The sequence below is a fragment of the Streptomyces sp. TLI_185 genome (assembly GCF_003814765.1).
Classification (GTDB): domain Bacteria; phylum Actinomycetota; class Actinomycetes; order Streptomycetales; family Streptomycetaceae; genus Streptomyces.
Genome location: NZ_RKRB01000001.1, coordinates 8,155,332 through 8,176,909 on the forward strand (window position 1 = coordinate 8,155,332; position 21,578 = coordinate 8,176,909).

At 70.3% G+C, this 21,578-nt stretch carries 15 protein-coding genes and 1 pseudogene; 7 read left to right on the forward strand and 9 right to left on the reverse strand.

Features of this window, described 5'->3' with window-relative positions; translation table 11 throughout:
• Positions 1–94 precede the first annotated feature (94 nt).
• The 3 genes from EDD92_RS37530 (at position 95) to EDD92_RS37540 (ending at position 5,928) form a co-directional block, all read left to right on the forward strand.
• A complete protein-coding gene (locus tag EDD92_RS37530; protein WP_123968416.1) occupies positions 95–2,932 on the forward strand; it encodes a DEAD/DEAH box helicase in 2,838 nt (945 codons plus the stop codon).
• Positions 2,929–5,052, forward strand: a complete 2,124-nt coding sequence (locus tag EDD92_RS37535) for an SWIM zinc finger family protein (protein WP_123968417.1) — start codon at positions 2,929–2,931, stop codon at positions 5,050–5,052. Before EDD92_RS37530 ends, EDD92_RS37535 begins: the two co-directional genes overlap by 4 nt.
• 81 nt (positions 5,053–5,133) lie before the next feature.
• Complete coding sequence (locus EDD92_RS37540; protein ID WP_123968418.1) at positions 5,134–5,928, forward strand: DeoR/GlpR family DNA-binding transcription regulator; 795 nt, start codon at positions 5,134–5,136, stop codon at positions 5,926–5,928.
• A 12-nt stretch (positions 5,929–5,940) separates the two neighbouring features.
• Here the strand turns inward: EDD92_RS37540 and EDD92_RS37545 are convergent, their stop codons facing one another.
• Positions 5,941–7,149, reverse strand: coding sequence for a hypothetical protein (locus EDD92_RS37545; RefSeq protein ID WP_260327023.1), 1,209 nt, complete (start codon positions 7,147–7,149; stop codon positions 5,941–5,943).
• A gap of 143 nt (positions 7,150–7,292) precedes the next feature.
• Between EDD92_RS37545 and EDD92_RS37550 the strand changes: the two genes are divergently transcribed.
• On the forward strand, positions 7,293–8,870 hold the full coding sequence (locus tag EDD92_RS37550; RefSeq protein ID WP_123968419.1) for a hypothetical protein: 1,578 nt from the start codon (positions 7,293–7,295) through the stop codon (positions 8,868–8,870).
• A gap of 73 nt (positions 8,871–8,943) precedes the next feature.
• Here EDD92_RS37550 and rfbD read toward each other — a convergent pair whose 3' ends face one another.
• The 3 genes from rfbD to EDD92_RS37565 are packed head-to-tail and all read right to left on the reverse strand — an operon-like array spanning position 8,944 to position 11,875.
• A complete protein-coding gene (rfbD, locus tag EDD92_RS37555; protein ID WP_123968238.1) occupies positions 8,944–9,828 on the reverse strand; it encodes a dTDP-4-dehydrorhamnose reductase in 885 nt (294 codons plus the stop codon).
• Positions 9,825–10,811, reverse strand: coding sequence for a dTDP-glucose 4,6-dehydratase (gene rfbB, locus EDD92_RS37560; RefSeq protein WP_123968239.1), 987 nt, complete (start codon positions 10,809–10,811; stop codon positions 9,825–9,827). The genes rfbD and rfbB overlap by 4 nt, the downstream gene beginning before the upstream one ends.
• Entirely contained in the window at positions 10,808–11,875 is a 1,068-nt protein-coding gene (locus tag EDD92_RS37565) for a glucose-1-phosphate thymidylyltransferase (protein ID WP_123968240.1), read from the reverse strand. The genes rfbB and EDD92_RS37565 overlap by 4 nt, the downstream gene beginning before the upstream one ends.
• 226 nt (positions 11,876–12,101) lie before the next feature.
• On the opposite strand from EDD92_RS37565, the gene EDD92_RS37570 reads away from it, so the two are divergent.
• The 3 genes from EDD92_RS37570 (at position 12,102) to EDD92_RS37580 (ending at position 16,153) form a co-directional block, all read left to right on the forward strand.
• Entirely contained in the window at positions 12,102–14,111 is a 2,010-nt protein-coding gene (locus EDD92_RS37570) for a glycosyltransferase (protein ID WP_123968420.1), read from the forward strand.
• 28 nt (positions 14,112–14,139) lie between these two features.
• A complete protein-coding gene (rfbC, locus tag EDD92_RS37575; protein WP_123968421.1) occupies positions 14,140–14,745 on the forward strand; it encodes a dTDP-4-dehydrorhamnose 3,5-epimerase in 606 nt (201 codons plus the stop codon).
• Positions 14,746–14,890: 145 nt separating this feature from the next.
• Positions 14,891–16,153 (forward strand): esterase family protein, encoded by a 1,263-nt coding sequence (locus EDD92_RS37580; RefSeq protein WP_123968422.1) that lies wholly within the window; start codon positions 14,891–14,893, stop codon positions 16,151–16,153.
• A gap of 88 nt (positions 16,154–16,241) precedes the next feature.
• Here the strand turns inward: EDD92_RS37580 and EDD92_RS51590 are convergent.
• From EDD92_RS51590 to EDD92_RS37605, 5 genes and pseudogenes are all read right to left on the reverse strand, one after another.
• Positions 16,242–16,485, reverse strand: a pseudogene (locus EDD92_RS51590) (IS701 family transposase); the annotation flags it as partial.
• 36 nt (positions 16,486–16,521) lie between these two features.
• Complete coding sequence (gene tgmB / locus EDD92_RS37590; RefSeq protein WP_123968423.1) at positions 16,522–17,478, reverse strand: ATP-grasp ribosomal peptide maturase; 957 nt, start codon at positions 17,476–17,478, stop codon at positions 16,522–16,524.
• 14 nt (positions 17,479–17,492) lie between these two features.
• Positions 17,493–17,684 (reverse strand): putative ATP-grasp-modified RiPP, encoded by a 192-nt coding sequence (gene tgmA, locus EDD92_RS37595; protein WP_123968424.1) that lies wholly within the window; start codon positions 17,682–17,684, stop codon positions 17,493–17,495.
• Positions 17,685–17,866: 182 nt separating this feature from the next.
• A complete protein-coding gene (locus EDD92_RS37600; protein WP_123968425.1) occupies positions 17,867–19,018 on the reverse strand; it encodes an LCP family protein in 1,152 nt (383 codons plus the stop codon).
• Between the two features lie 16 nt (positions 19,019–19,034).
• The gene (locus tag EDD92_RS37605) at positions 19,035–21,134 is read right to left on the reverse strand and encodes a bifunctional polysaccharide deacetylase/glycosyltransferase family 2 protein (RefSeq protein ID WP_123968426.1); all 2,100 of its coding nucleotides are present in this window, start codon (positions 21,132–21,134) and stop codon (positions 19,035–19,037) included.
• Positions 21,135–21,578: the final 444 nt, after the last annotated feature.

Genomic DNA, 21,578 nt, shown 5'->3' on the forward strand with positions numbered 1-21,578 from the left:
GGCCTCGGCGCGGCCGCCGGAGCCGATTGTCAGACCCCGCCCGTAGAGTCGAAGACGTCTGATCCGACACACGGGGCGGGAGGTGACAGGTCGTATGAGCGACACGGCTGCGGTGGCCGGGCGAGCGGGGGAGCGGGAGCAGGGCGCGGGGGGATCCGTGCCCGTCCGGCTCGCGGCCGTCTTCCTGCCCGCCCCGCTGCCGCGGGACGGGCGGATCGCCTTCTGGGACCCGGAGGGCGGCCCACTGACCGCCGGGGAGGCCGAGCTCACGGTCGTGCGACCGCACGGCGCGGGAGTACGGCGCAGGACCGCCCCCGCGCTGTCCATCCCGGTCGGCGAGGCGCTGCCCCACCTCGTCCGCGCCCGGCGCGACCCGGCCGCCCACCCCGCCACCGCCTGCTGGGGCGCAGCCGCACTGCACGCGCTGCGGCTCATCGCGCGCGGACGCCTGCTGCCCGGCCTGACGGCCGACGGCCACGACGCCTGGCGGGCCGGGCCCCTGGACCCGGACGACATCGCGCACATCCGGTCGGTCGCCGCGGCCCTGCCGTACGAGGGCCACGCGGTCCCGCTGCCCGGACCGGGCCCGCTGCGGCTGCCCGAGCCGGAAGCCCTGATGCGCTCCTTCATGGACGCGGTCGCCGACACCCTCCCGCGCACCCCCGCCGCACCGCACGCCTCCGGCAGGCCCTTCGCCGATCGCCGCCCGCAGCGCCTGCCCGGGGCCCGCGACTGGGCCGCCGAGGTCGCCGCCGGCATGGACGCGGGCGTACGCATCTCGCTCCGCCTCGACCTGTCGGCGTACGAGCTGTTCGACCGGGACGAGTCGGTGCGCACCGCGGGCGCGGCGATCGTCCAGGTGCACAGCCTCGCCGACCCCACGCTGATCGCCGACGCGGCGGCCCTGTGGGCGGGCGAGGCGGACGCGGTGTTCGGCCCCCGCGCACGCGTGGACGCGGCCCTCGCCGTGCGGCGCGCGGCCCGGATCTGGCCGCCGCTGGACCGGCTCTCCGAGCAGGACGTGCCCGACGTCCTGGCGCTGTACGACGAGGAGCTGGGCGAACTGCTCGGCGTGGCGGCAACCCGGCTCGCAGCCGCCGGGGTCGCCGTGCACTGGCCCCGTGACCTCGCCCAGGACCTGAGCGCGGCCGCGGTGGTACGGCCCGCGCCGGGCTCCGCGACCGACGGCACCGGCTTCTTCGAGAGCGAGGAACTCCTGCAGTTCCGCTGGCAGTTGGCGCTCGGCGGCGACCCTCTCAGCGAGGCCGAGATGGACGCCCTCGCCGAGGCCCACCGTCCGGTGGTGCGCCTGCGTGACCGCTGGGTCCTGGTCGACCCCGCCCTGGTCCGCAAGGCCCGCAAGCGCGAACTGGGCCTGCTCGACCCGGTGGACGCGCTCTCCGTCGCGCTCAGCGGCAGCGCGGAGGTGGACGGCGAGACGGTCGAGGCGGTACCGGTCGGCGCCCTGGCGGCCCTGCGCGACCGCCTGACGGCAGGGGTGCGCCCCGCCGAACCGCCCCCGGGCCTGCGCGCCACCCTCCGCGACTACCAACTGAGGGGCCTGTCCTGGCTGGACCTCATGACCTCCCTCGGCCTGGGCGGCTGCCTCGCCGACGACATGGGACTCGGCAAGACGATCACCCTCATCGCGCTGCACCTCAAGCGCGCCCGCAGCGAGCCGACCCTCGTCGTCTGCCCCGCCTCGCTGCTGGGCAACTGGCAGCGGGAGATCACCCGGTTCGCACCCGGCGTCCCCGTCCGCCGCTTCCACGGCCCGGACCGCACCCTGGACGACCTCACCGACGGCTTCGTCCTCACCACCTACGGCACGATGCGGACGACGGCACCGCGACTGGCCGAGCAGCGGTGGGGCATGGTCGTCGCGGACGAGGCGCAGCACGTCAAGAACCCGTACTCGGCGACGGCGAAGGCCCTGCGCACCATCCCGTCCCCGGCGCGTGTGGCCCTCACCGGCACCCCCGTCGAGAACAACCTCTCCGAACTCTGGGCCCTGCTCGACTGGACGACCCCCGGACTTCTCGGCCCCCTGAAATCCTTCCGGGCCCGGCACGCGCGCGCCGTGGAGAACGGCGAGGACGAGGAGGCGGTGGCCCGCCTGGCCCGCCTGGTCCGTCCCTTCCTCCTGCGCCGCAAGAAGTCCGACCCCGGCATCGTCCCGGAGCTGCCGCCCAAGACGGAGACGGACCACCCGGTGCCGCTCACCCGCGAACAGGCCGCCCTTTACGAAGCGGTGGTGCGGGAGTCCATGCTGGCCATCGAGACCTCGGACGGCATCGCCCGCCGGGGCCTGGTGCTCAAGCTGCTCGGCGCGCTGAAGCAGATCTGCAACCACCCGGCGCTGTATCTCAAGGAGGAGACCGCCCAGGGCGAACGGCTTCTCGCGCGTTCCGGCAAACTCGCCCTTCTGGACGAGCTGTTGGACACGCTGCTGGCGGAGGACGGTTCGGCACTCGTCTTCACCCAGTACGTGGGGATGGCCCGCCTGATCACCGCGCACCTGGCCTCCCGGGCGGTCCCGGTGGACCTGCTCCACGGCGGCACGCCGGTCCCGGAGCGTGAACGGATGGTGGACCGCTTCCAGAGCGGCGCGACCCCCGTACTGGTGCTGTCGTTGAAGGCGGCCGGCACCGGCCTGAATCTGACCCGCGCGGGCCATGTCGTCCACTTCGACCGCTGGTGGAACCCGGCGGTCGAGGAACAGGCCACCGACCGTGCCTATCGCATCGGCCAGACCCAGCCGGTCCAGGTACACCGTCTCATCACCGAGGGCACGGTCGAGGACCGCATCGCCGAAATGCTGGAGTCCAAGCGGGCGTTGGCCGACGCCATCCTCGGCTCCGGCGAGTCGGCCCTCACCGAACTCACCGACCGCGAACTCACCGACCTGGTCACCCTCCGGAGGCCGACATGACCCCGGGCCCGGCCGACGAGGCCCGCCGGGCTCTGAGGGAGGCACGGGAGCACGGCACGGAGAACCGAGAGGGCGGCGCACCGGGGCAGGGGAGGGCCGCTGACGGGAAGCCGGTCGCGGAGAGCGGTGCGGGGGACGAGCCGATGCGGAAGCTGAGTCAGCGACCCGAACACGGAGAGGCATCCGAGACGCCCGACCCCGGCGCGGCCCGACCCGCAGACGCCGCCCGCGCGGCACTGCGCCGCGCGATCTCGGCAAAGCGCGAAGCAGGCGGCACGGACGGGGCCACGGACGCCGGACCCTCCGGGGCGGCGTCGGGTGGCCTGGGCGGGGACGTATCGGATGTGGCGTCCGGCGGGAAAGCGAACACCGAGGGGGCTGCCCGGGCTGCGATCGCCGCGTTGCGCGCTGCGCGGGCGGAGTCGCGGCAGGCTCGGGTGGATGCCGAGCGTGCCGGAGCCGAGGCCCGGCGTCGGCCGCGGCGGGCGGCGGACGGGAGTCGCGGCGAGGCGTCCCGCCGGGCTGCCGGCGTCCAGGGACGGGATCTGGGGGAGTTGCTCGGCGACGCCTTCCGCATGCCTTCCCCAGCGGCCGGGCAGGGACAGGAACGGAACGACAACGACCCTGCACCGAAGACGAGTTCGGGTTCCCGGACGTCTCCGTCCGCGTCCACACCCACGTCCAGCGACCCGCAGGCAGCCTGGTCCGCCGAACACCTCGCCGAAGTCCAGCGTCCCGGAATCGCCCACTCCGCCCCGATCCCCTCCTCCGGCGAATCCCCGACCGGCCCCACGGCGCTCCGTCCCCACTCCATGGCCGCCCCCGCCCGCGACAGCGAATTGCGCCGTACTTTCCCCGCATTCCCGCCCCGCGCCTCCGGGTCCCCGGCCTCCGCGGGCTCCCCAGCCTCCGCGGCTTCCCCCGCCGACGCCAGCTTCGCGGAGACATGGTGGGGCAATGCCTGGGTCACGGCGTTGGAAGAGGGGGCGCTGGACGCCAAGCGGCTCGCGCGTGGCCGTAGTTACGCCGAGCAGGGCCATGTGGACGCCATCACGGTGACGCCCGGACTCGTGCTCGCATATGTGCAGGGCAGCCGCCCGCGCCCGTACCGCGTGCAGGTGCGGCTGCGCACGCTGGACGACGCCGACTGGGAGCGGTTCCTGGACGCCGCCGCCGAGCGGCCCGGGCACATCGCGGCGCTGCTCGACAAGGAGCTCCCCCAGTCCCTCGCCGACTGCGGAGTGCCGTTGCTGCCGGGCCCGCGCGACCTCGACCCGCACTGCAGCTGCCCCGACCGCGGCCACCCCTGCAAACACGCCGCCGCCCTCTGCTACCAGACGGCACGCCTCCTCGACGCCGACCCCTTCGTAGTCCTCCTGCTGCGCGGCCGCGGGGAACGCGAGCTGCTCGACGCCCTCTCCCGCCTGAGCGCCACGCGCGCGGCCCGCGCCGCCCAGGAGCAGGAACCGGCCCCGCTCCCCGGCGTGCGCGCGACCGAAGCCCTCCTGCCCCGCCAACTACCGCCGCTCCCGGCCCCGTTGCCCGTCCCGCCGCACCCCGAGCAGCCCCCGGTCTACCCGGCGGCCCCGGGCGGCCCCGACCCCTTCGCGCTGGACCAGCTGGCGACCGACGCAGCCGCCCGTGCCCACGCCCTGCTCAGCACGGGTCGTGACCCGGTGGCGGAGCTGACGCTGTGGCAGGACGCCGTCCGGCTCGCCGCCGCCCGCCCCGGCTCCGGCCTCACCGCCGGCACCCGCGCGCTCTACGCCTCGCTCGCCTCGGCCGCCGACCGCACCCCCGCCGAGCTGGCCCGAGCGGTCGCCGCCTGGCGGCAGGGCGGACTCGAAGGCCTCGCCGTCCTAGAGGAACCCTGGGACCCGCCCGCCGGACGCTTCGACCGCGCCCGCCCCCTCCTCCTCGCCGCCGACCTCCCCGCCTTCAGACCCTGGCGCAACCACCTCACCCACCCCCGCGGCCACGTCCAGCTCCGCCTCGGCCGTGACGGCCTGTGGTACGCCTACGAGTCGGAGCCGGGCCACGACGACTGGTGGCCCCGCGGCACCCCGGACCTCGACCCGGTGGGCGCCCTCACCGGCCTGGGCACACCGAACGACCTCTGAGCGGAAGCGGCACGCGCAGTCGCCAACTGCGGCCAGGAGTCAGCGGATTGCGCCGGCCGGCAGCGTGTAGTGTCCGGTTGCGTGCTGGCTGAACGACGACACCAACTCATCCTGCAGGTCCTGCGCTCCGGCGGCACCGCCTCGGTGACCGACCTCGCCGAACAACTTGATGCCAGCGCGGCGACCATCCGCCGTGACCTCCTCAAGCTGGAGGCGGACGGGCTGCTCACCCGGGTGCACGGCGGGGCGGTCGTCGAGGAGGACCAACCGTCGTTCAGCGAGGCCGCCGCGGTTCAGGTGGACGAGAAGGACGCGATCGCCGCCCGGGCGGCAGCAATGATCGAGGACGGCCAGTCGGTCATTCTCGACAGCGGTACGACGGTCCACCGGCTGGCGCTTCAGCTGCGCGGGCGCCGCCTCACTGTGATCACCAACAACCTCGCGGTGTATGACGAGCTCAACGACGACGAGAACATCGACCTGATGTTGCTCGGCGGCATGGTCATCCGGGAATCACGCATGCTGGACGGCTTCATGGCCGAGGACAACCTCCGCCAAGTCCACGCCGACTGGCTGTTCATGGGCGCTTGCGGCCTCCGCCCCGGCGGCCAGGTCATGGACACCACCGTGGCCGAAGTGCCCGCCAGACGAGCCATGATCACCGCCGCCGACAAAGTGGTCCTGTTGGCCGACAGGAGCAAGTTCCCCGGAACCGGCATGGTGAAGATCTGCGGCCCGGAGGACCTGTATGCCCTCGTCACCAACGCATCGGAGGACGACACGACGTGCACGGCCCTGCGTGAGGCCGGCGTGACCGTGATACCGACGACTCAGGCCCCAGCCGACACCTCACCCAGCGACTTGTACGGCCGGTGAACGGCTCTCCCGTCACAGCGGCCGATGGGAGACGGTGAGCAGATAGGTGCCGTAGAAGAGGGAGACGACGGCGAGGGCGGTGAACAGGATGACGAGGGTGCGCAGGCGGCTGCGCGCCAGATGCCGGGCGAGCGGGAGCAGCAACGGGAAGGCCGGCAGCAGGAACCTCGGCTTGCTGGTGAAGAAGTGGGCGCCGCCGACGGCCATCACGACGAGGACCGCGCAGTAGGCGAGCAGGGGTAGGGGCATCCTGTTCAGAACGCAGAAGACGAACAGCAGCAGGAAGCCGAGCACGAGCGCGGCGGTCGCATAGACGACGAGGGTGTCGTGTCCGACGATCAGGTGCTTGAACGTGCGCGCGGTGAAGCGGCCGAAGTCGAACCGGGAGCCCCACAGACTCTGCACGTGGAAGTAGCCGAGCGGGTCGTGTGTCCGAAGCCCCACCCAGCCTATGTAGCCCAGCCAGCCGAGGGGAGCCACTGCGGCGGCCGCCCAGGCGCGCGGCGCTGTCGGTGCACCGGCGCGGCGCAGCTGCCAGAGATGAATGACGGCGCCGGTGATGACGGCGGCCGCCACCGCGAGGCCGTTGGGACGGCTCAGCCCGGCCAGCACCGCCAACGTCCCCGCGGTCAGCCAGCGGCGGGTCAGTACCGCGTAGAGCCCCCAGGCCGCGAAGGCGGTCATCAGTGGTTCGGTGTACGCCATCGTCAGGATGATCGCGTGCGGCAGCATCGCCCACAGCGCCACGAGGAGGAGCCCGACGCGTCGTCCGTGCAGCAGCTCGCCGACCGCGTACACGCCCCAGGCCGCCACCAGGGCGGCACTCCATGCGATGAGCAGAGCCACGTTGACCGGGCCGATCGGCAGCACCGTGTCCACTGCGCGGATCAGGCCGGGGAAGAGGGGGAAGAACGCCAGGTCGTTCCAGACGGCGTGGCCCCCCTCGGAGTGGACGATCAGGCCGTAGCCGTACTGGGATATGTGCCAGTACCAGTGGCCGTCCCATGCCAGGCCGCCCACGGTTCGCGGGTGCCTGCCGAGGTGCATCGACCACAAGGTCGCCATGATCACCCCGGCCAGCCGCACGGAGACGAACAACGTCAGTGCCGGCAGTGCCTTTCCCAACTCGACACGCCACGGCCGCTGCTGAGGCGGTGGATCGAGTCTCGGCGCGAACCGCCGTGTGAGCGCGTTGCTCGTCTTCATGGGGCTGTCGCCCATTTCGACCTCCTTCACTGCCCTGCATGAGGGAGCGGCCGGAGGCCAGGTTCCATTGATGAGAAATCTCTTACTTCGTGAGAATCAGTGAAATTCTTCGTTAACGCGGACGACAACCTTCGGGGCATCTCGCGCATCACATGTGCATGAAAGCCAAGTGCAGCGTGTTCGGGGCTGGGTCGGCCGCCGTGGTCCTCGCTCTGGCGCCCGGCGCAGCCGCCGTGGCCGGCGGTCCGTCTGCGACACCGTCGCCCCTGCCGACGCAGGCGTACGCCACGATCGAGGCGGAAAAGCAGCTCAACGTGGGGTCGGCGCCGCGGTCGACCGGTGTGAACTGGATGTTCTCGGACGCAGGGGCGCAGGTCCCGGCCCCCACGAACGACACGCTTGTCATCGACATGCGTGACCTGACCGGTATCGCGAGCATTGTGGTCGACGACCCGAGGTGCAAGGCCGACGGGCGGATCATCACCTGCGTCAACACAGGTTCCACACAGAGCCGTTCGGTCCTTTTCGGCGTGCGTGCGGACGCGGGCGCCGAGCTCGGCGAGAGCGGCACGATCAAATACACCCTGACCCCCCACCATGCCACCGGCGCCACCGTGAAGACGAAGGTGGTCGTCGGCATTCCGAAGCTGGTCGTCGGCAGGATCGCAGATGTGTCCCACGCCAGGACCGGGTCCCGGATCGCCTTACCGCTCCAGCTCCGCAACACCGGGGACCTGGCCACCGACCGGCGCGTCATGCTGCAGTGGGAATCGGAGGGCGGTTTGGCCTTCGACCGGAAGTTCTCCAACTGCACCTACGGCGGAGGGGACGATGCCGTCGAACCGGGCGGCCACGCATCCGTCACCTGCATCTTCAAGGCCTCCGTCCCCGCCGGTGCCACCGTGGAGCTGAGCAGCCCCCTGACCGCCACCGTCGGCAAGCGTGTCCTGTCCGCCGTGACCGACTACTCGGTCACACTCATCAGGCCGGACGTGCAACCCGGCGGCGGCAGTGAGCGGGGTACCGGACCGGCAATCACCCTGGTCCCGGCTTCCGGACCGGGAAACGGTTTCGAGACCGGCGTCAACGGCCGGTTCACCGTCTCGGCCGACAACTCCGCGGATCTCGCCGCCACCGCCACCGCCAAGCCCGGCCGCCGCCCGGGTGAATGGACCCTCGATCTCAACGCCGTCAACCACGGACCCGCCTCCGTGTACAACACCGTCAGAAAGGCCGTCGCCCTGGTCGACGTCGTCCTGCCCAAGGGCACGGTGGCGACGGGCAACGCCTTCGAGGAGGGCGAGGACTCCCCGTACGGCCAATGCCTGCTCCGGGTCGGCAACACCGGCACGGCACCTTTCGAAGCGGGCCACCGGCACTACGTGTGCCCGGTGCCGTTCGGCGTCGCCGCCGGAAAGAGCCAGTTCTTCGAGCTGTGGGTGAAGACGGCCAAGGGGTACGACGGGGCCAAGGGCACGGCGACCGTGCGTCCCGGCCCGGCAGGCCTCGCCCTCCACGACCCGGACGCCTCCAACGACAAGGTCACCTTCACCTTCGGTACGTCGGCCACCCCGACTCATGCGGCACCGTCCAGCGGCACCCTGGCCGCCGCGGGCAGAGACCGCACGCCCCTCATCGCCACCGCGGCTGGCAGCGCCGCTCTGCTGGGCGGTGTGGTGCTCGTCGTCCGTCGCCGCAGGCGCTCCTCGACGCCCGCGCGCCGACCCCTGTCGTAGACGAGCGGGGTTGTCCGAAACCAGCGAAGGATTCGGCCAACCCTGCCCGTTTCAAAGGGAGTTGTATGTCGGTTTACGGTCGTTCGGCTGCCAGCAGTGCCGGGAATGCTTCGTGCAGGGCCTGGCGCCAGTCGCGGATCGGCTCGATCCCGGCGGCCGCCCATCGGTCGTGGCCGAGGACGCTGTACGCCGGCCGGGGGGCCGGGCGGACGTAGGCGGCGCTGGTGGTGGGGCGGACCCGGTCGGGGTCGGCGCCGAGGAGGCGGAAGATCTCCTGGGTGAGGCCGTGCCAGGTGGTTTCGCCGCCGCTGGTGGCGTGGTAGATCCCGGCGGGGGCGGTGCCCGTCAGTGCGGCGTGTCCGAGGCGGACCAGCCGGTCGGCGAGGTCGAGGGTCCAGGTGGGCTGGCCGCGCTGGTCGTCGACGACGTCGAGGGTGTCCTTGACGCCCTCCAGCTTGATCATCGTACGGACGAAGTTGGGGCCGCCGGCGCCGTAGAGCCAGGCGGTGCGGACGACGTACCCGCGCTCGATTCCGAGGACCGCCTTCTCTCCGGCCAGCTTCGTGCGGCCATAGGCGCTGCGGGGGGCGGTGGGGGCGTCCTCGGCGTACGGCTTGTCTGCGTCGCCGGCGAAGACGTAGTCCGTGGAGACGTGCAGCAGCACGGCCCCGGTGCGGGCGCAGGCCGCGGCCAGGTTCCGGGGACCGTCGCCGTTGATGCGCAGGGCCTCGTTCTCACGGGTCTCGGCGTCGTCGACGGCGGTCCAGGCGGCGCAGTTGACGACGACGGCGGGCCGGTGCTCGGTGACCGCGGCGGTGACGGCGTCGGCGTCGGTGAGGTCCAGCGCCTTGCGGTCGAGGGCGACATACCGCTTCCCCGCCCGGTCCAGCTGGGCCAGGACGTCCTGGCCCAGCATGCCGCCCGCGCCCGTGATCAGCCAGGTGCGGTTGTCGGTCACAGCGCGGCCCGCTCCTTGAGGGGCTCCCACCAGGCGCGGTTGTCGCGGTACCACTGCACGGTCTCGGCGAGGCCTTGCTCGAAGCTCTTTTGGGGCTGGTAGCCGAGTTCTTCGCGGATCTTGGTGCAGTCGACGGAGTAGCGGCGGTCGTGGCCCTTGCGGTCTTCCACGTACTCGACGCTGGTGTCCCAGTCGGCGCCGCAGGCCTTCAGCAGGAGGCCGGTGAGTTCCTTGTTGGACAGTTCGGTGCCGCCGCCGATGTTGTAGACCTCGCCGGGGCGGCCCTTGGTGCGCACGAGCTCGATGCCCTGGACGTGGTCGTCGATGTGCAGCCAGTCGCGGATGTTGCCGCCGTCGCCGTAGAGCGGGACCTTCTTGCCGTCGAGAAGGTTGGTCACGAACAGCGGGATGACCTTCTCGGGGAAGTGGTGGTGCCCGTAGTTGTTGGAGCAGCGGGTCACGCGCACGTCGAGGCCGTGGGTGCGGTGGTAGGACAGCGCGATCAGGTCGCTGGACGCCTTCGCCGAGGAGTAGGGCGAGTTGGGCTGCAGCGGGTGGGTCTCGGGCCAGGAGCCTTCGTCGATGGAGCCGTAGACCTCGTCGGTGGAGATGTGCACGAAGGTCTTGATGCCGGTCCGGTGGGCGGCGTCGATGAGGGTGTGGGTGCCGACCACGTTGGTGCGGACGAACTCGGCGCCGCCGTCGATGGAGCGGTCGACGTGGGACTCGGCGGCGAAGTGGACCACCTGGTCGTGTTCGGCCATCAGCTTGCCGACCAGGTCGGGGTCGCAGATGTCGCCCTGGACGAAGGCGAAGCCGGGGTGGCCCTGTACCTCGTCGAGGTTGGCAAGGTTGCCGGCGTAGGTGAGCTTGTCCAGGACGGTGATCGCCACGTCGCCGGGGCCCTGGGGGCCGAGCAGGGTACGGACGTAGTGGGAGCCGATGAAGCCGGCTCCGCCGGTCACCAGGATTCTCGTGGTCATGAGGAGATCTGTACCTTGCTGTGGTCGCCGAGGACGAATCGGTGGGCTGCGGGGTTGCGGGGCGCGGGGGTGACCTGGACGTTGCGGCCGATGAGGGAGGCCTCGATGCGCCGCACGCCGGTGATGGAGGACTCGCGCAGGACGATGGAGTACTCGACCTCGCTGTCGTCGATGCGGCAGTCCTCGGAGATGGAGGTGAAGGGGCCGATGTAGGAGTCGCTGATCACGGAGCCGGGGCCGATGACGGCGGGGCCGACGATGCGTGAGCCGCGGACCTGGGCGCCGGCGTCGATGCGCACGCGGCCGATGATCTCGCTGGAGGCGTCGACGGTGCCCTCGATGCCCGGCTCGAGGGATTCCAGGACGGAGCGGTTGACCTCGAGCATGTCGGCGACGTTCCCGGTGTCTTTCCAGTAGCCGGAGATGGTCGTCGAGCGGACGTCCTTGCGCTGGTCGATCAGCCACTGGATGGCGTGGGTGATCTCCAGTTCGCCGCGCCAGGAGGGCTCGATGCTGCGGACGGCCTCGTGGATGGCGGGGGTGAAGAGGTACACGCCGACCAGGGCGAGGTCGCTCTTGGGCTGTTTGGGCTTCTCCTCCAGGCCCTTGACGCGGCCGCTCGCGTCGAGTTCGGCGACACCGAACGAGGTCGGGTTGGGCACCCGGGTGAGCAGGATCTGGGCGTCGGGGTGTTCGGTGCGGAACTCGTCGACCAGGCCGGTGATGCCGCCGACGATGAAGTTGTCGCCGAGGTACATGACGAAGTCGTCGTCGCCGAGGAAGTCGCGGGCGATGAGTACCGCGTGGGCGAGGCCGAGCGGCTTGTCCTGGGGGATGTAGGTGACGTTGATGCCGAGCTTCGAGCCGTCACCCACGGCTTCGCGGATCTCTTCGGCGGTGTCGCCGACGATGATCCCGACATCCGTGATGCCGGCGTCGGCGATGGCCTCCAGCCCGTAGAACAGCACGGGCTTGTTGGCGACGGGCACCAGCTGCTTGGCCGATGTGTGGGTAATGGGGCGGAGACGTGTGCCCGAGCCACCAGAGAGAACGAGAGCCTTCATGAGGCGGGATTCTAGTTGGGGGTCCTGTTAAACGACGTACCGTGTGGTCCGGCACAGTCCCAGAGCACATTCCGAGTGCTTTTTTGGTCGATTTACACCAAGCGCTATCCTTTCTCATAACCGCGGCTTACCTGCTGTCTCTAATCTTCGCCGAGCGCTTACCGAGCGGCGTCGCTCGCCGGGAGGTGGCGCCGTGGCTCCCGGCAACCGAGGCGGAAGAAGGCGCATGCCGATCAAGGTGAGTGTGGTCATCCCGGTCTACAACCCGGGCAAGTACATCGAGGACTGCATCGCCTCTCTTCTGCGTCAGAGTCTGCCGGACGACGAGTATGAAGCGATCTTCGTCAATGACGGTTCCACGGATGAGACGCCCGGGCGCCTGGACCGGCTGGCTGCGGAGTATCCGCATATGCACGTCATTCACCAGGAGGGGTCGGGGTGGTCGGGCAAGCCGCGCAACGTGGGTATCGAGGCTGCCCGGGGTGAGTTCATCCAGTTCGTGGACAACGATGACTGGCTGGGCGACGAGGCTCTGGAACGGATGTACGACTACGGTGTGGAGAACGGCGCCGATGTGATCGTCGGCAAGATGGCCGGTAAGGGGCGTCCGGTCCCGCTGGAGCTGTTCCGCAAGAACCGGCCGCACGCGAACGTCGAGAATGCCCCGCTGATCGACAGCCTCACCCCGCACAAGATGTTCCGCAAGGCCTTCCTGGACAAGCACAACCTCCGCTACATGGAGGGGCGCCGCCGTCTGGAGGACCACGTCTTTGTCACCGAGGCCTATCTGCGGGCCGAGAACGTCGCCGTGCTCAGTGACTATCTGTGCTATTACCACGTCAAGCGGGAGGATGCCTCCAACGCGGGCTTCCAGCGTTTCGACCCGGTCGGCTATTTCAAGAACCTGCGTGAGGCCCTGGATGTCGTCGAGGAGCTGACCGAGCCGGGTCCGCTGCGGGACCGGCTTTTTCGCCGCTGGCTGCGCAACGAGATGGTCGAGCGGATGCGTGGTCAGCGGCTGCTGAAGCTGCCGGAGGACTACCGTCAGGAGCTGTTCGACGAGATCCACAAGGTGGTCGTCGAGCGCTTCGGGCCCGGTGTCGCCGCGGGCATGCAGCCCACGCAGCAGATCGTCGCGGGTCTGATCGCGGCGAACCGGCTCGCCGACGTCGAGGAGTTCGCCCGGTGGGAGTCCGGGATCAAGCCCTCCGGCGCACTGGAGAGCCTGGGCTGGCAGGACGGTGGGCTGTCGATCGGTTTCACCGCCGAGTACAGGTCGGGTGGTGAGCCGATCGCTTTCCGGGCCGAGGGTGACAAGGATCTGCTCGTTCCGCCGTTGCCGAAGACCAGCCTGGACGCCATCGCGCTGCTGGGCGCGGACACGTCCGCCCCGTTGGGCAAGTCCAAGGTGGACCTGGTGGTGCGGGAGCGCGCGACGGCGGCGGAGTTCTTCCAGCCCGTCGAGCTGACCCGGGAGAAGGTCGCGGTGGCGGGCCGGGAGGGTTATTTCCGGCAGGTGCTGCGGGCCACCGCCGAGGTCGACCCGCTGTCGGCGGCGAACGGTGCGGGACTGGATGCGGGGATCTGGGATGTCCTCATCCGCATCAGTTCCTGCGGCTGGACCAAGGAGACCCGCCTGGGTTCCGTGCGCGGCGAGGAGGCCGGGCGCGGGCGGCGTGCTGCCGTTGTCGGCTCCCCGGCGCGGCTGGTGTTGCCGTACTGGACCGATCCGCACGGCAACCTCTCGCTCGACGTGGGCCAGAAGACCAACCGGATCTCCTACGAGTTCGCCGGTCTCACCGCCGCCGACGTCACGGTGACAACGGACCCCGGCCGCATCGCTGTTGCCCTGCCCTTCCACGTCCAGGGCGAGAGCGAGGCAGCCCTGAAGCTGACGAGCGCCTCGGCGGGCCGTTCGGTCGACCTCACGGCCACGCTGACCGCCCGCGGCGCAGACAAGGCCGAGCTGAGCGCCGGCCTTCCGCTCGGTGAGCTGGCGGACGGCCAGTGGCGGCTGGAGCTGACCGTGCCCTCGACCGGAGGCGGCAAGCCGGTGGCACTCCCGCTGGCGCTCGATGTCTCCGCGAGTGGTGGTGCCGTGGTCAAGCCGCTCGCGGCCGCTGCCGCCGACCTGGCAGCCAAGGACCCCGCGCGGCGCAAGCCCGCCGCCCGCCCCGCGGAGCCGACGCTGCTGCGCCGCGCCGCGGGCAAGCTCCGTCGAGCCCTGAAGAAGTAACCGAACCACGCGAGGCAAGGATCAATACGTGCGACCACTGGGAATTGAGGGTGCTTGGGTGCTGGAGCCCAAGGTCTTCCCCGACGACCGCGGCAGCTTCCACGAGTGGTTCCGCGGCGCCGAGTTCCGCGATGCCACGGGCCAGGACCTCACCCTCGCGCAGGCCAACTGTTCCGTCTCCAAGCGGGGCACGCTGCGGGGTATTCACTTCGCGGATGTTCCGCCGAGCCAGGCCAAGTACGTCAAGTGCGTGCGCGGCGCGGTCATCGACGTCATCGTCGACATCCGCGTCGGCTCCCCGACCTACAAGCAGTGGGAGGCCGTCCGGCTCGACGACGAGAGCCATCACGCCGTCTATCTGTCGGAGGGCCTCGGTCACGCCTTCTTCGCCCTGACCGACGACGCGACGGTGGTCTACCTCTGCTCCGAGGGCTACGCCCCCGAACGCGAGCACGGCATCCACCCGCTCGACCCGGACCTCGCCATCGAATGGCCCGCCGGCATCGAACCGCTGCTCTCCCCCAAGGACGAGCAGGCACCGACACTCGCCGAGGCAGAGGCACAGGGCCTGCTCCCGGCGTATGAGGATTGCGTCACATACCGCAGGTCCCTCCGAACGGCTGACGGCTGCTGAGGTCGTATGACGGGCCCTTCCGTGGAAACAAGGAAGGGCCCGGGGCTTTGTCCCATTAGCGTTTCTTGGGGAACGCGGAAGGGTCCGCAGCCCTCCTTCTGGGTGATGGAATGACCACGGGCAAGGAAACCGGGGACTGAGTGGCATGGGTTTGACCAGCGAGACGACTGTGTACGTGATGGCGGTGGTGGCCGCTGTTTGTGTGGCGCTGTTGGTCTGGCTGTGGCCACGGCTGGCCCGGCAGAGTGTGGGGCAGGTGCTGGGACGGCTGGCGGCCGTCGGGGTGACCCAGGTGACGATCATCGCGGCGTTCGCGTGCTGGCTGAACTCCTCGTATCAGTTCTTCGGCTCGTGGGGGGAGTTGTTCGGCAGCGTCGACACCGCTCCCGTCGGCGTCACGCAGGCGGGCGGCACCAACGACGGCGGGGGCATGACGGGTGTCTCCGTCAAGGGCGCCCTGATACAGCCCGCCGGCGATGAGCAGTTGAGCCGGGTCAGTGGTCTGCCCACCGGCCCGGCGGCGGTCAACGGGCGGGTGGAGTCCGTGAAGGTGATCGGCCGGCGCACCGGCGTGGTCGACCCGGCGTTCGTGTATCTGCCGCCGCAGTACTTCCAAAAGGCCTACCACCGCCAGCGCTTCCCGGTGATCGTCGCGCTCAGCGGCTACCCGGGCAGCATCTTCAACCTCGCGCAGTACCTGCGGGTGTCCCAGACCGCCGGACAGCTGCAAAAGAGCGGCCAGATGCAGCCGACCATCATGGTGATGATCCGGCCCACCATCGCTCCGCCGCGCGACACCGAGTGCGTGAACGTGCCGGGCGGACCGCAGACCGAGACCTTCCTGGCCAAGGACCTGCCCGACGCCCTGAAGGCCAGCTACCGGGTGGGCCACGACGCCAGCGCCTGGGGAGTGATGGGCTACTCCTCCGGCGGCAGCTGCGCCCTGCAGCTGACCATGCGCAACCCGCACGTGTACACGACGGCGGGCGCCCTCTCACCCGACTACAAGGTCAAGGACGACCCTACGACCGGCAACCTCTTCGGCAGCGGGCTGGGCCGGGTCAACCGGATCAACGGGCACGACCTGATGTGGCGGCTCAAGCACCTGCCCGTGCCGCAGGTCTCCGTCCTGGTCGCGGACAGCAAACACGGCGAGAAGGGCTACCCGCAGACCCTGGCGTTCATCAAGGCCGTCAAGGCACCCATGCGCGTGGCGTCGATCCTGCCCGAGAACGGCAGCCACAACTTCCCCACCTGGGTACGCGAGATGCCGGCCACCCTGAAGTGGATGAACCAGCAGCTGACCTTCCCCCAGGACGTCGTACCCCGCCACGTCCACAAACCCGGCCGCACCTCGGTGAACGCCTCCGGCCCGGAACCCTCCGAGACCCCCACCCGGCGCAGGTAACGGAAGCCGCTCCTTTCATCCACGCGTGGGTGTCGCCCAACGGAGACGAGGCAGAGGAGGCGGGCGCGCGTGATGGACGCCCACCGCGCCGGCCTCGGGCCTGATGCCGGCGTTGCCATACGGACCAGCCGAGCCGGTGGGCCGCGTCGCGCACGGGCCTGACTACGAACGCCGTGAACCACCGTGGATCTCGTTGCAGCTGAGCGGGACCACGAGGTGAAACGGCGAACCTGGTGCTCGGCCCATCCGACGAGGCCCTTTCCGGCCCGGAAGGTCTCCTCCACCCGCCATCTCGACCCGGCGACGCGTACCAGCGTGGCCAGTGGCAAGCTCCTGCTCTTCCCGTAGATGCCGGCTGATCGCGGTGTTCAATCAGCGTTCTTGAGGATCCGGCGGTCCGCCGTGCGGTGTGCCAGCCACTGGGCGACCGCCGCGGAGATCGGCTGTGCGGTCTCCAGTTCGACGAAGCCGAACTGGCCGCCCTGGTTGCACTCCAGGAACCACCACACGCCGTCCTCGTCCTCGGCGAAGTCGAAGGCGGCGTACGCCAGGCCGGCGAGGCGGACGTACTCGCGCACCGTGCCCGCGATGCGTTCGGGCACGGTGACCGGCTCCCAGGCGTGCTCTGTGTCGCCGTAGCGCCCGTCGACCTGGCCCGGATCGGCCGTCTTCCGCGCGGCGAACAACCGTGCGCCCACGCAGGTCAGCCGGATGTCGGCACGCTTGGGCACGTACCGCTGCAGCAGCGCCGGACCGGCCGCGACGGCGGAGAAGTCCGCGTCGGGGCCGATGAGCGTCGTGGGCAGGGCCACGCCGGGTTCACCGGGCGGCGGCCCCGAGGCGGACTTCACCACCACGTCCCGGTGGTCCTCGGCGAACTCCCGCGCCAGGCGCGGTGATGTCGTGAACACGGTCGGCGGCACGGCGAAGCCGCTGAGGTGGGCGACCCTCAACTGCCATGGCTTCAGGCGGGCCCGGTCCGCGTTGCCCGGGTGGTTCATCCACCGAGCGGGAGCGGAGTGCAGCATGCCGAACAGGGCCTGACGGGTCTCGGCGGTCAGCCACTGCGAGGGGTGCGCCGCGTGCGCCGCCGGTTCGCCGGGCCTGCGCACCCATATGGAGCGCAGGCCGCTCATGCTCAGTACGTGCCCGTTCACCGAGAGGTGGCCGGTGAAGTCGCCGTGCGCGTACTCGGCGGACAGTACGGCCTTGCCGGGCAGGTCGGCGGGGTCCAGACGCAGTACGGGGGTCCCCGTCTCGTGCAGCCTGGCCACCACCATGTCCGCGGTGACGTCCTCCTCGGACGTGAGGATCAGTACGGTCATGCGGTCACGGATCTTCAGTCGTCGAAGTGCGTCTGGGAACCCGCGGTCGACGTCGTCGTGCCGGCCGCGAGGAGGAGTGCCCGGTCGGTGACGGCCGGGCGGCCGTCGGGCAGCACGTTCAACTGACGCGAGGCGTCGAAGTGGTACGGCGTCACCACGGTCGTCAGCCCGCTGGGGAAGGCGTAGTTGAGGGTGAACGGTCGCACTCGAGAACCTCCAAGGTCGCGTTGGCCTGCTTGCAGTCCCTTACGCGCCGATTGCGTAAGGAATTCATCACTTTCTGCTGCATCGTGGTGAAGGTCGTCACATCACCTGCATCATCTGCATCAAATACATCGTGAGTAACACCAGCCCCACACATAACTCATCGGACGAGGGGCCGTAGGTGTCACTGCGTCAGCCGGTCGTCCCGCAGTTCGCCGAAGAGCTTCTTCGCCTTCGCCGCGTCCCACTGCACGGCGTCGCCCTCGGACGTGCTGATTCCGGGGCCGGTCACGGGGACGCTGAGCTGCCTGCCGCCGCCGGAGGAGACGCTTCGCATCGCCTGGAACAGCGAGACGAGGGTGCGCAGTTGCATGTCCTTGTCCACCACCAGGGTGTTGAGCGTCGAGTCCAGCAGGGGGTAGGCCCGGAACGGGTCGAGTGCGGTGTCCGGTGTGGCCGCCTTGTGAGCCAGCGCGGCGAGGAACTTCTGCTGGTTCCTGCTGCGCCCCAGGTCGCCCTGGGCCTCCTGGTGCCGCTGGCGGACGAACGCGAGCGCCTGGGCGCCGTCCAGGGTGTGGCAGCCCTTCGTCAGGTCGAGGCCCGACTTCTCGTCCTTGATGTTCCGGTCGACGCACATGTCGACGCCGCCGACGGCGTCCACGACACCGACGAAGCCGCCGAAGCCGATCTCCGCGTAGTGGTCGATGCGGACGCCCGTGTTGAACTCGATGGTCCGCACCAGCAGTTCGGCGCCGCCCAGAGAGTAGGCCGCGTTCAGCTTGTTCTTCGCCGGGCGGTGCCGCCGGCCGGTCTCCGGGTCGAGGTACGGCGGGAGGGTCACCCAGGAGTCGCGCGGCAGACTCACCAGCGTGGTGCCGTGGGCACCGGTGTGCAGGAGCATCATCGAGTCGGTGCGGCCGCCGCCGCCCCCGCCGGCGTGCAGATCCTTCCTGGCCTGCTCGGACAGGCCGTCACGGCTGTCGGAGCCCACGATGAGATACGTGGTCCCGGTCCCCTGCGGCGGACGGTCCGCTACCTTGCCGAGGTCGACCGCCCGGTCGAGCTCGAAGTCGGCCCAGGCGTACGTGCCGCCGCAGGCGAGGAGCAGCGCGCAGAGCAGGAGTGCCAGCAGGCGTGCGATACGGCGCCGCCGGCTGGGGCGCACCCAAGGCGGTCGCGTGCTGTGGGTGTGACCACCGCCGGGCCGCACCTCGTACGGGCTCGGGGCATGTTCCTCGGACGGCCGTATCTGTTCCGTCTGTACCTGTTCCGTGTGTGCGATGACCTGTCCCGTGATCACTCGGGGCGCCTGCGTGTTTCCGTTCCAGTCGTTCATGGGTTCCACCCCCTGATCACCTCGACGACAACTCCCGTGCGGCGACCGGCTGTCTCAGCTGCTCCGTGGCGGCCGTACCGGAACGCTGCATGCGGTGCCACTTCAGCCGGGTGCCGCCCAGGAGGGCGAACACGGACTGGATGACGACCAGGTACATCAGCTGCCGGTAGACGAAGAGCTGGAACGGCATCGACCACAGGGTTCGCAGCCTCTCGCCGTCCAGGCGCAACGCGTAAGCGGCGCACAGCAGTTGGACGGCGAGGAAGGCGAACCACACCCCCAGCGACTGCACATGGTCCTGGAAGAGGACTCCGTACAGCGCGAAGAGGTCGACGACCGGGGCGATCAGGGGCAGGACCACCTGGAAGAGCGTCAGATACGTCAGTCCGCGGCGGGCGAAGCGTCCGGACGGGCCCACTTCGAGGAGGGCTGCGCGGTGCTTCCACATCGCCTGGAGCGTGCCGTAGCACCAGCGGTAGCGCTGCCGCCACAACTGCCGCAGTGAGGTGGGCACTTCGGTCCAGGCGACCGCCGACTCCTCATAGACCACCCGCCAGCCGGCCCGCCACAGCGCCATCGTGAGGTCGGTGTCCTCGGCGAGGGTGTCCTCGCTGACTCCGCCGACCCCCAGCAGCGCGTCCCGGCGGAAGGCGCCGATGGCGCCGGGGACCGTCGGCATGCACTCCAGCACCTCGAACATCCGCCGGTCGAGGTTGAAGCCGAAGACGTACTCCAGGTGCTGCCATCTGCCCAGCAGCCCGCGCCGGTTGCCGACCTTCGTGTTGCCGCTGACGGCGCCGACGGCGGGGTGTGCGAGGGGCTGGATGAGCCGGCGGATCGCGTCGGGCTCGAAGACCGTGTCGGCGTCGACCATCACGACGATGTCGTACGAGGCGTACCCCAGGCCGGTGTTGAGTGCCGCGGCCTTGCCCGAGTTGGGCTGTCGGATCACCCGCACCCGGGGGTCGTTGATCCAGGTGGCGAGGTCCGCAGTCTGGTCCGTCGAGCCGTCGTCGATCACGATGACCTCGAGGTACGGGTGCGTGGACGCGAGCAGGGAGTGGACGGTGGACTCGATGCCGGCCTCCTCGTTGTACGCCGGTACGAGCACCGTCACGGGTGCGTTGACCTCCCGCAGCCAGGGTGCGCCGGGGCGTAGGCGGGTCAGGCGCCGGACGTGGGCGCGGGCGAACACTGTCAGCATCACAAGCCGCAGCACGCCCAGTACACCCAGCGCGAGCAGCACCCAGGTCATGGCGTTCGTGAACGCGTGGCCGGCGGCCGTGGTCCAGATCAGCGCCCTACCCTGCCAGCGTTGGGCGGTGGACACCCGGGTGTCGGCCGAGGGCATGCCGAGCGCGTCCGTCACGGTGGTGAACCGGCGGGCGTGCCGGTTGCCGAGCAGGGCCTTCGTCTCCTGGTACGCCAGGTCCGTCTGGCTGAACTGGCGGACCATGCCGTACGCCGGGTCGCGGTCCGGACGGTTCGCGGAGACCAGCACATACCCGTCGGCGGAGGCGCGCCGGGCCGCCGTCCACTCGGCGCCGCACAGCGTGTCCACCTGGGTGGTCAGCGGCATCCGCAGCAGGCTGGTGCGGATGCCCGCCGTGCCGGCGAGGGTCTTCTGGGTGAGGGTCAGCTCCATCGCGGTGCGCACGCGCGAGGAGGAACCGAGGTCGGCCCCGGTGTAGGTGTTCGAGCCGATCTCGTGGCCCTCGGCGAGGATCCGGCGTACCAGTTCCGGGTGGCGGGCCGCCTGCGCGCCGAACAGGAAGAAGGTCGCGTGCGCATGGTGCTTGCGCAGCAGGTCCAGGAGGCGCGGGGTCCAGACGGGATCGGGACCACCGTCGAAGGTGAGCGCGACGGTGTGTGCGGGCATGGCCGAGGACACGACGTCGTCCCCGCTGACACGGCGCAGCACCGGACCGCTCTCGCCGACGGCCTTGGGCGCGGGCCTCGTGCAGGGGATGCGCGACTTGGCGGCGTCGACCTCATGGATGGTCCAGCCCTCGAAGAGCAGGGCGGCGAAGACGACGGAGAGTGTCAGGGCCAGCAGCCGCCAGTGACCGCGGGGCTCGCGGGAACGGGCGTGCCGGCGTCGTGCCGAGCGACTCACACCACGCTCCCCGGAGTGACCTTAATCACAGCTGAATCGGCAGCTGTGCGGCGGGAGTTGAGGCCGCCTGCAAGTGCTCCGAGTGTGGTGCGGACAGGTGTGTCGAGCTGGTGCCGGAGGCCGCGTGAACCGACGGGAGACGTCGGCCTGACGGTGCGGACAGCGGCGAGCGGGGTGGTACTCCACGTGCTCTTCACGGGGTTGTCGAAGGTGTCGGCACCTGGTGAAGGGGCGTGCGTTATCTGCTGGTTTGTCTTCCGGCCGAGCTGTTGCATGGGCGGCGAGTGTAGCCACGAGTGAGGCAGCGGGTGTGTCCGAAACGGGCGGGCGGCCACTGTGCCCCGAAGGGTGTGACAGTCGGCCGCTGTGGTGCGCTGGACGAGGTGGTTAAGGGGAAGTGGGCCCACAGGCGCCCTCCCCGGAGGCGGATTTCCTGGAGGGTGC

Excerpts from the sequence above, each read along its gene's own strand:
- EDD92_RS37565 (WP_123968240.1), bottom strand. The coding sequence starts at position 11,875 with ATGAAGGCTCTCGTTCTCTCTGGTGGCTCGGGCACACGTCTCCGCCCC.
- EDD92_RS37600 (WP_123968425.1), bottom strand. The coding sequence starts at position 19,018 with ATGAACGACTGGAACGGAAACACGCAGGCGCCCCGAGTGATCACGGGA.
- tgmB (WP_123968423.1), bottom strand. The coding sequence starts at position 17,478 with ATGACCGTACTGATCCTCACGTCCGAGGAGGACGTCACCGCGGACATG.
- EDD92_RS37535 (WP_123968417.1), top strand. The coding sequence starts at position 2,929 with ATGACCCCGGGCCCGGCCGACGAGGCCCGCCGGGCTCTGAGGGAGGCA.
- EDD92_RS37570 (WP_123968420.1), top strand. The coding sequence starts at position 12,102 with ATGCCGATCAAGGTGAGTGTGGTCATCCCGGTCTACAACCCGGGCAAG.
- EDD92_RS37530 (WP_123968416.1), top strand. The coding sequence starts at position 95 with ATGAGCGACACGGCTGCGGTGGCCGGGCGAGCGGGGGAGCGGGAGCAG.
- EDD92_RS37545 (WP_260327023.1), bottom strand. The coding sequence starts at position 7,149 with ATGGGCGACAGCCCCATGAAGACGAGCAACGCGCTCACACGGCGGTTC.
- rfbB (WP_123968239.1), bottom strand. The coding sequence starts at position 10,811 with ATGACCACGAGAATCCTGGTGACCGGCGGAGCCGGCTTCATCGGCTCC.
- EDD92_RS37580 (WP_123968422.1), top strand. The coding sequence starts at position 14,891 with ATGGGTTTGACCAGCGAGACGACTGTGTACGTGATGGCGGTGGTGGCC.
- EDD92_RS37550 (WP_123968419.1), top strand. The coding sequence starts at position 7,293 with ATGAAAGCCAAGTGCAGCGTGTTCGGGGCTGGGTCGGCCGCCGTGGTC.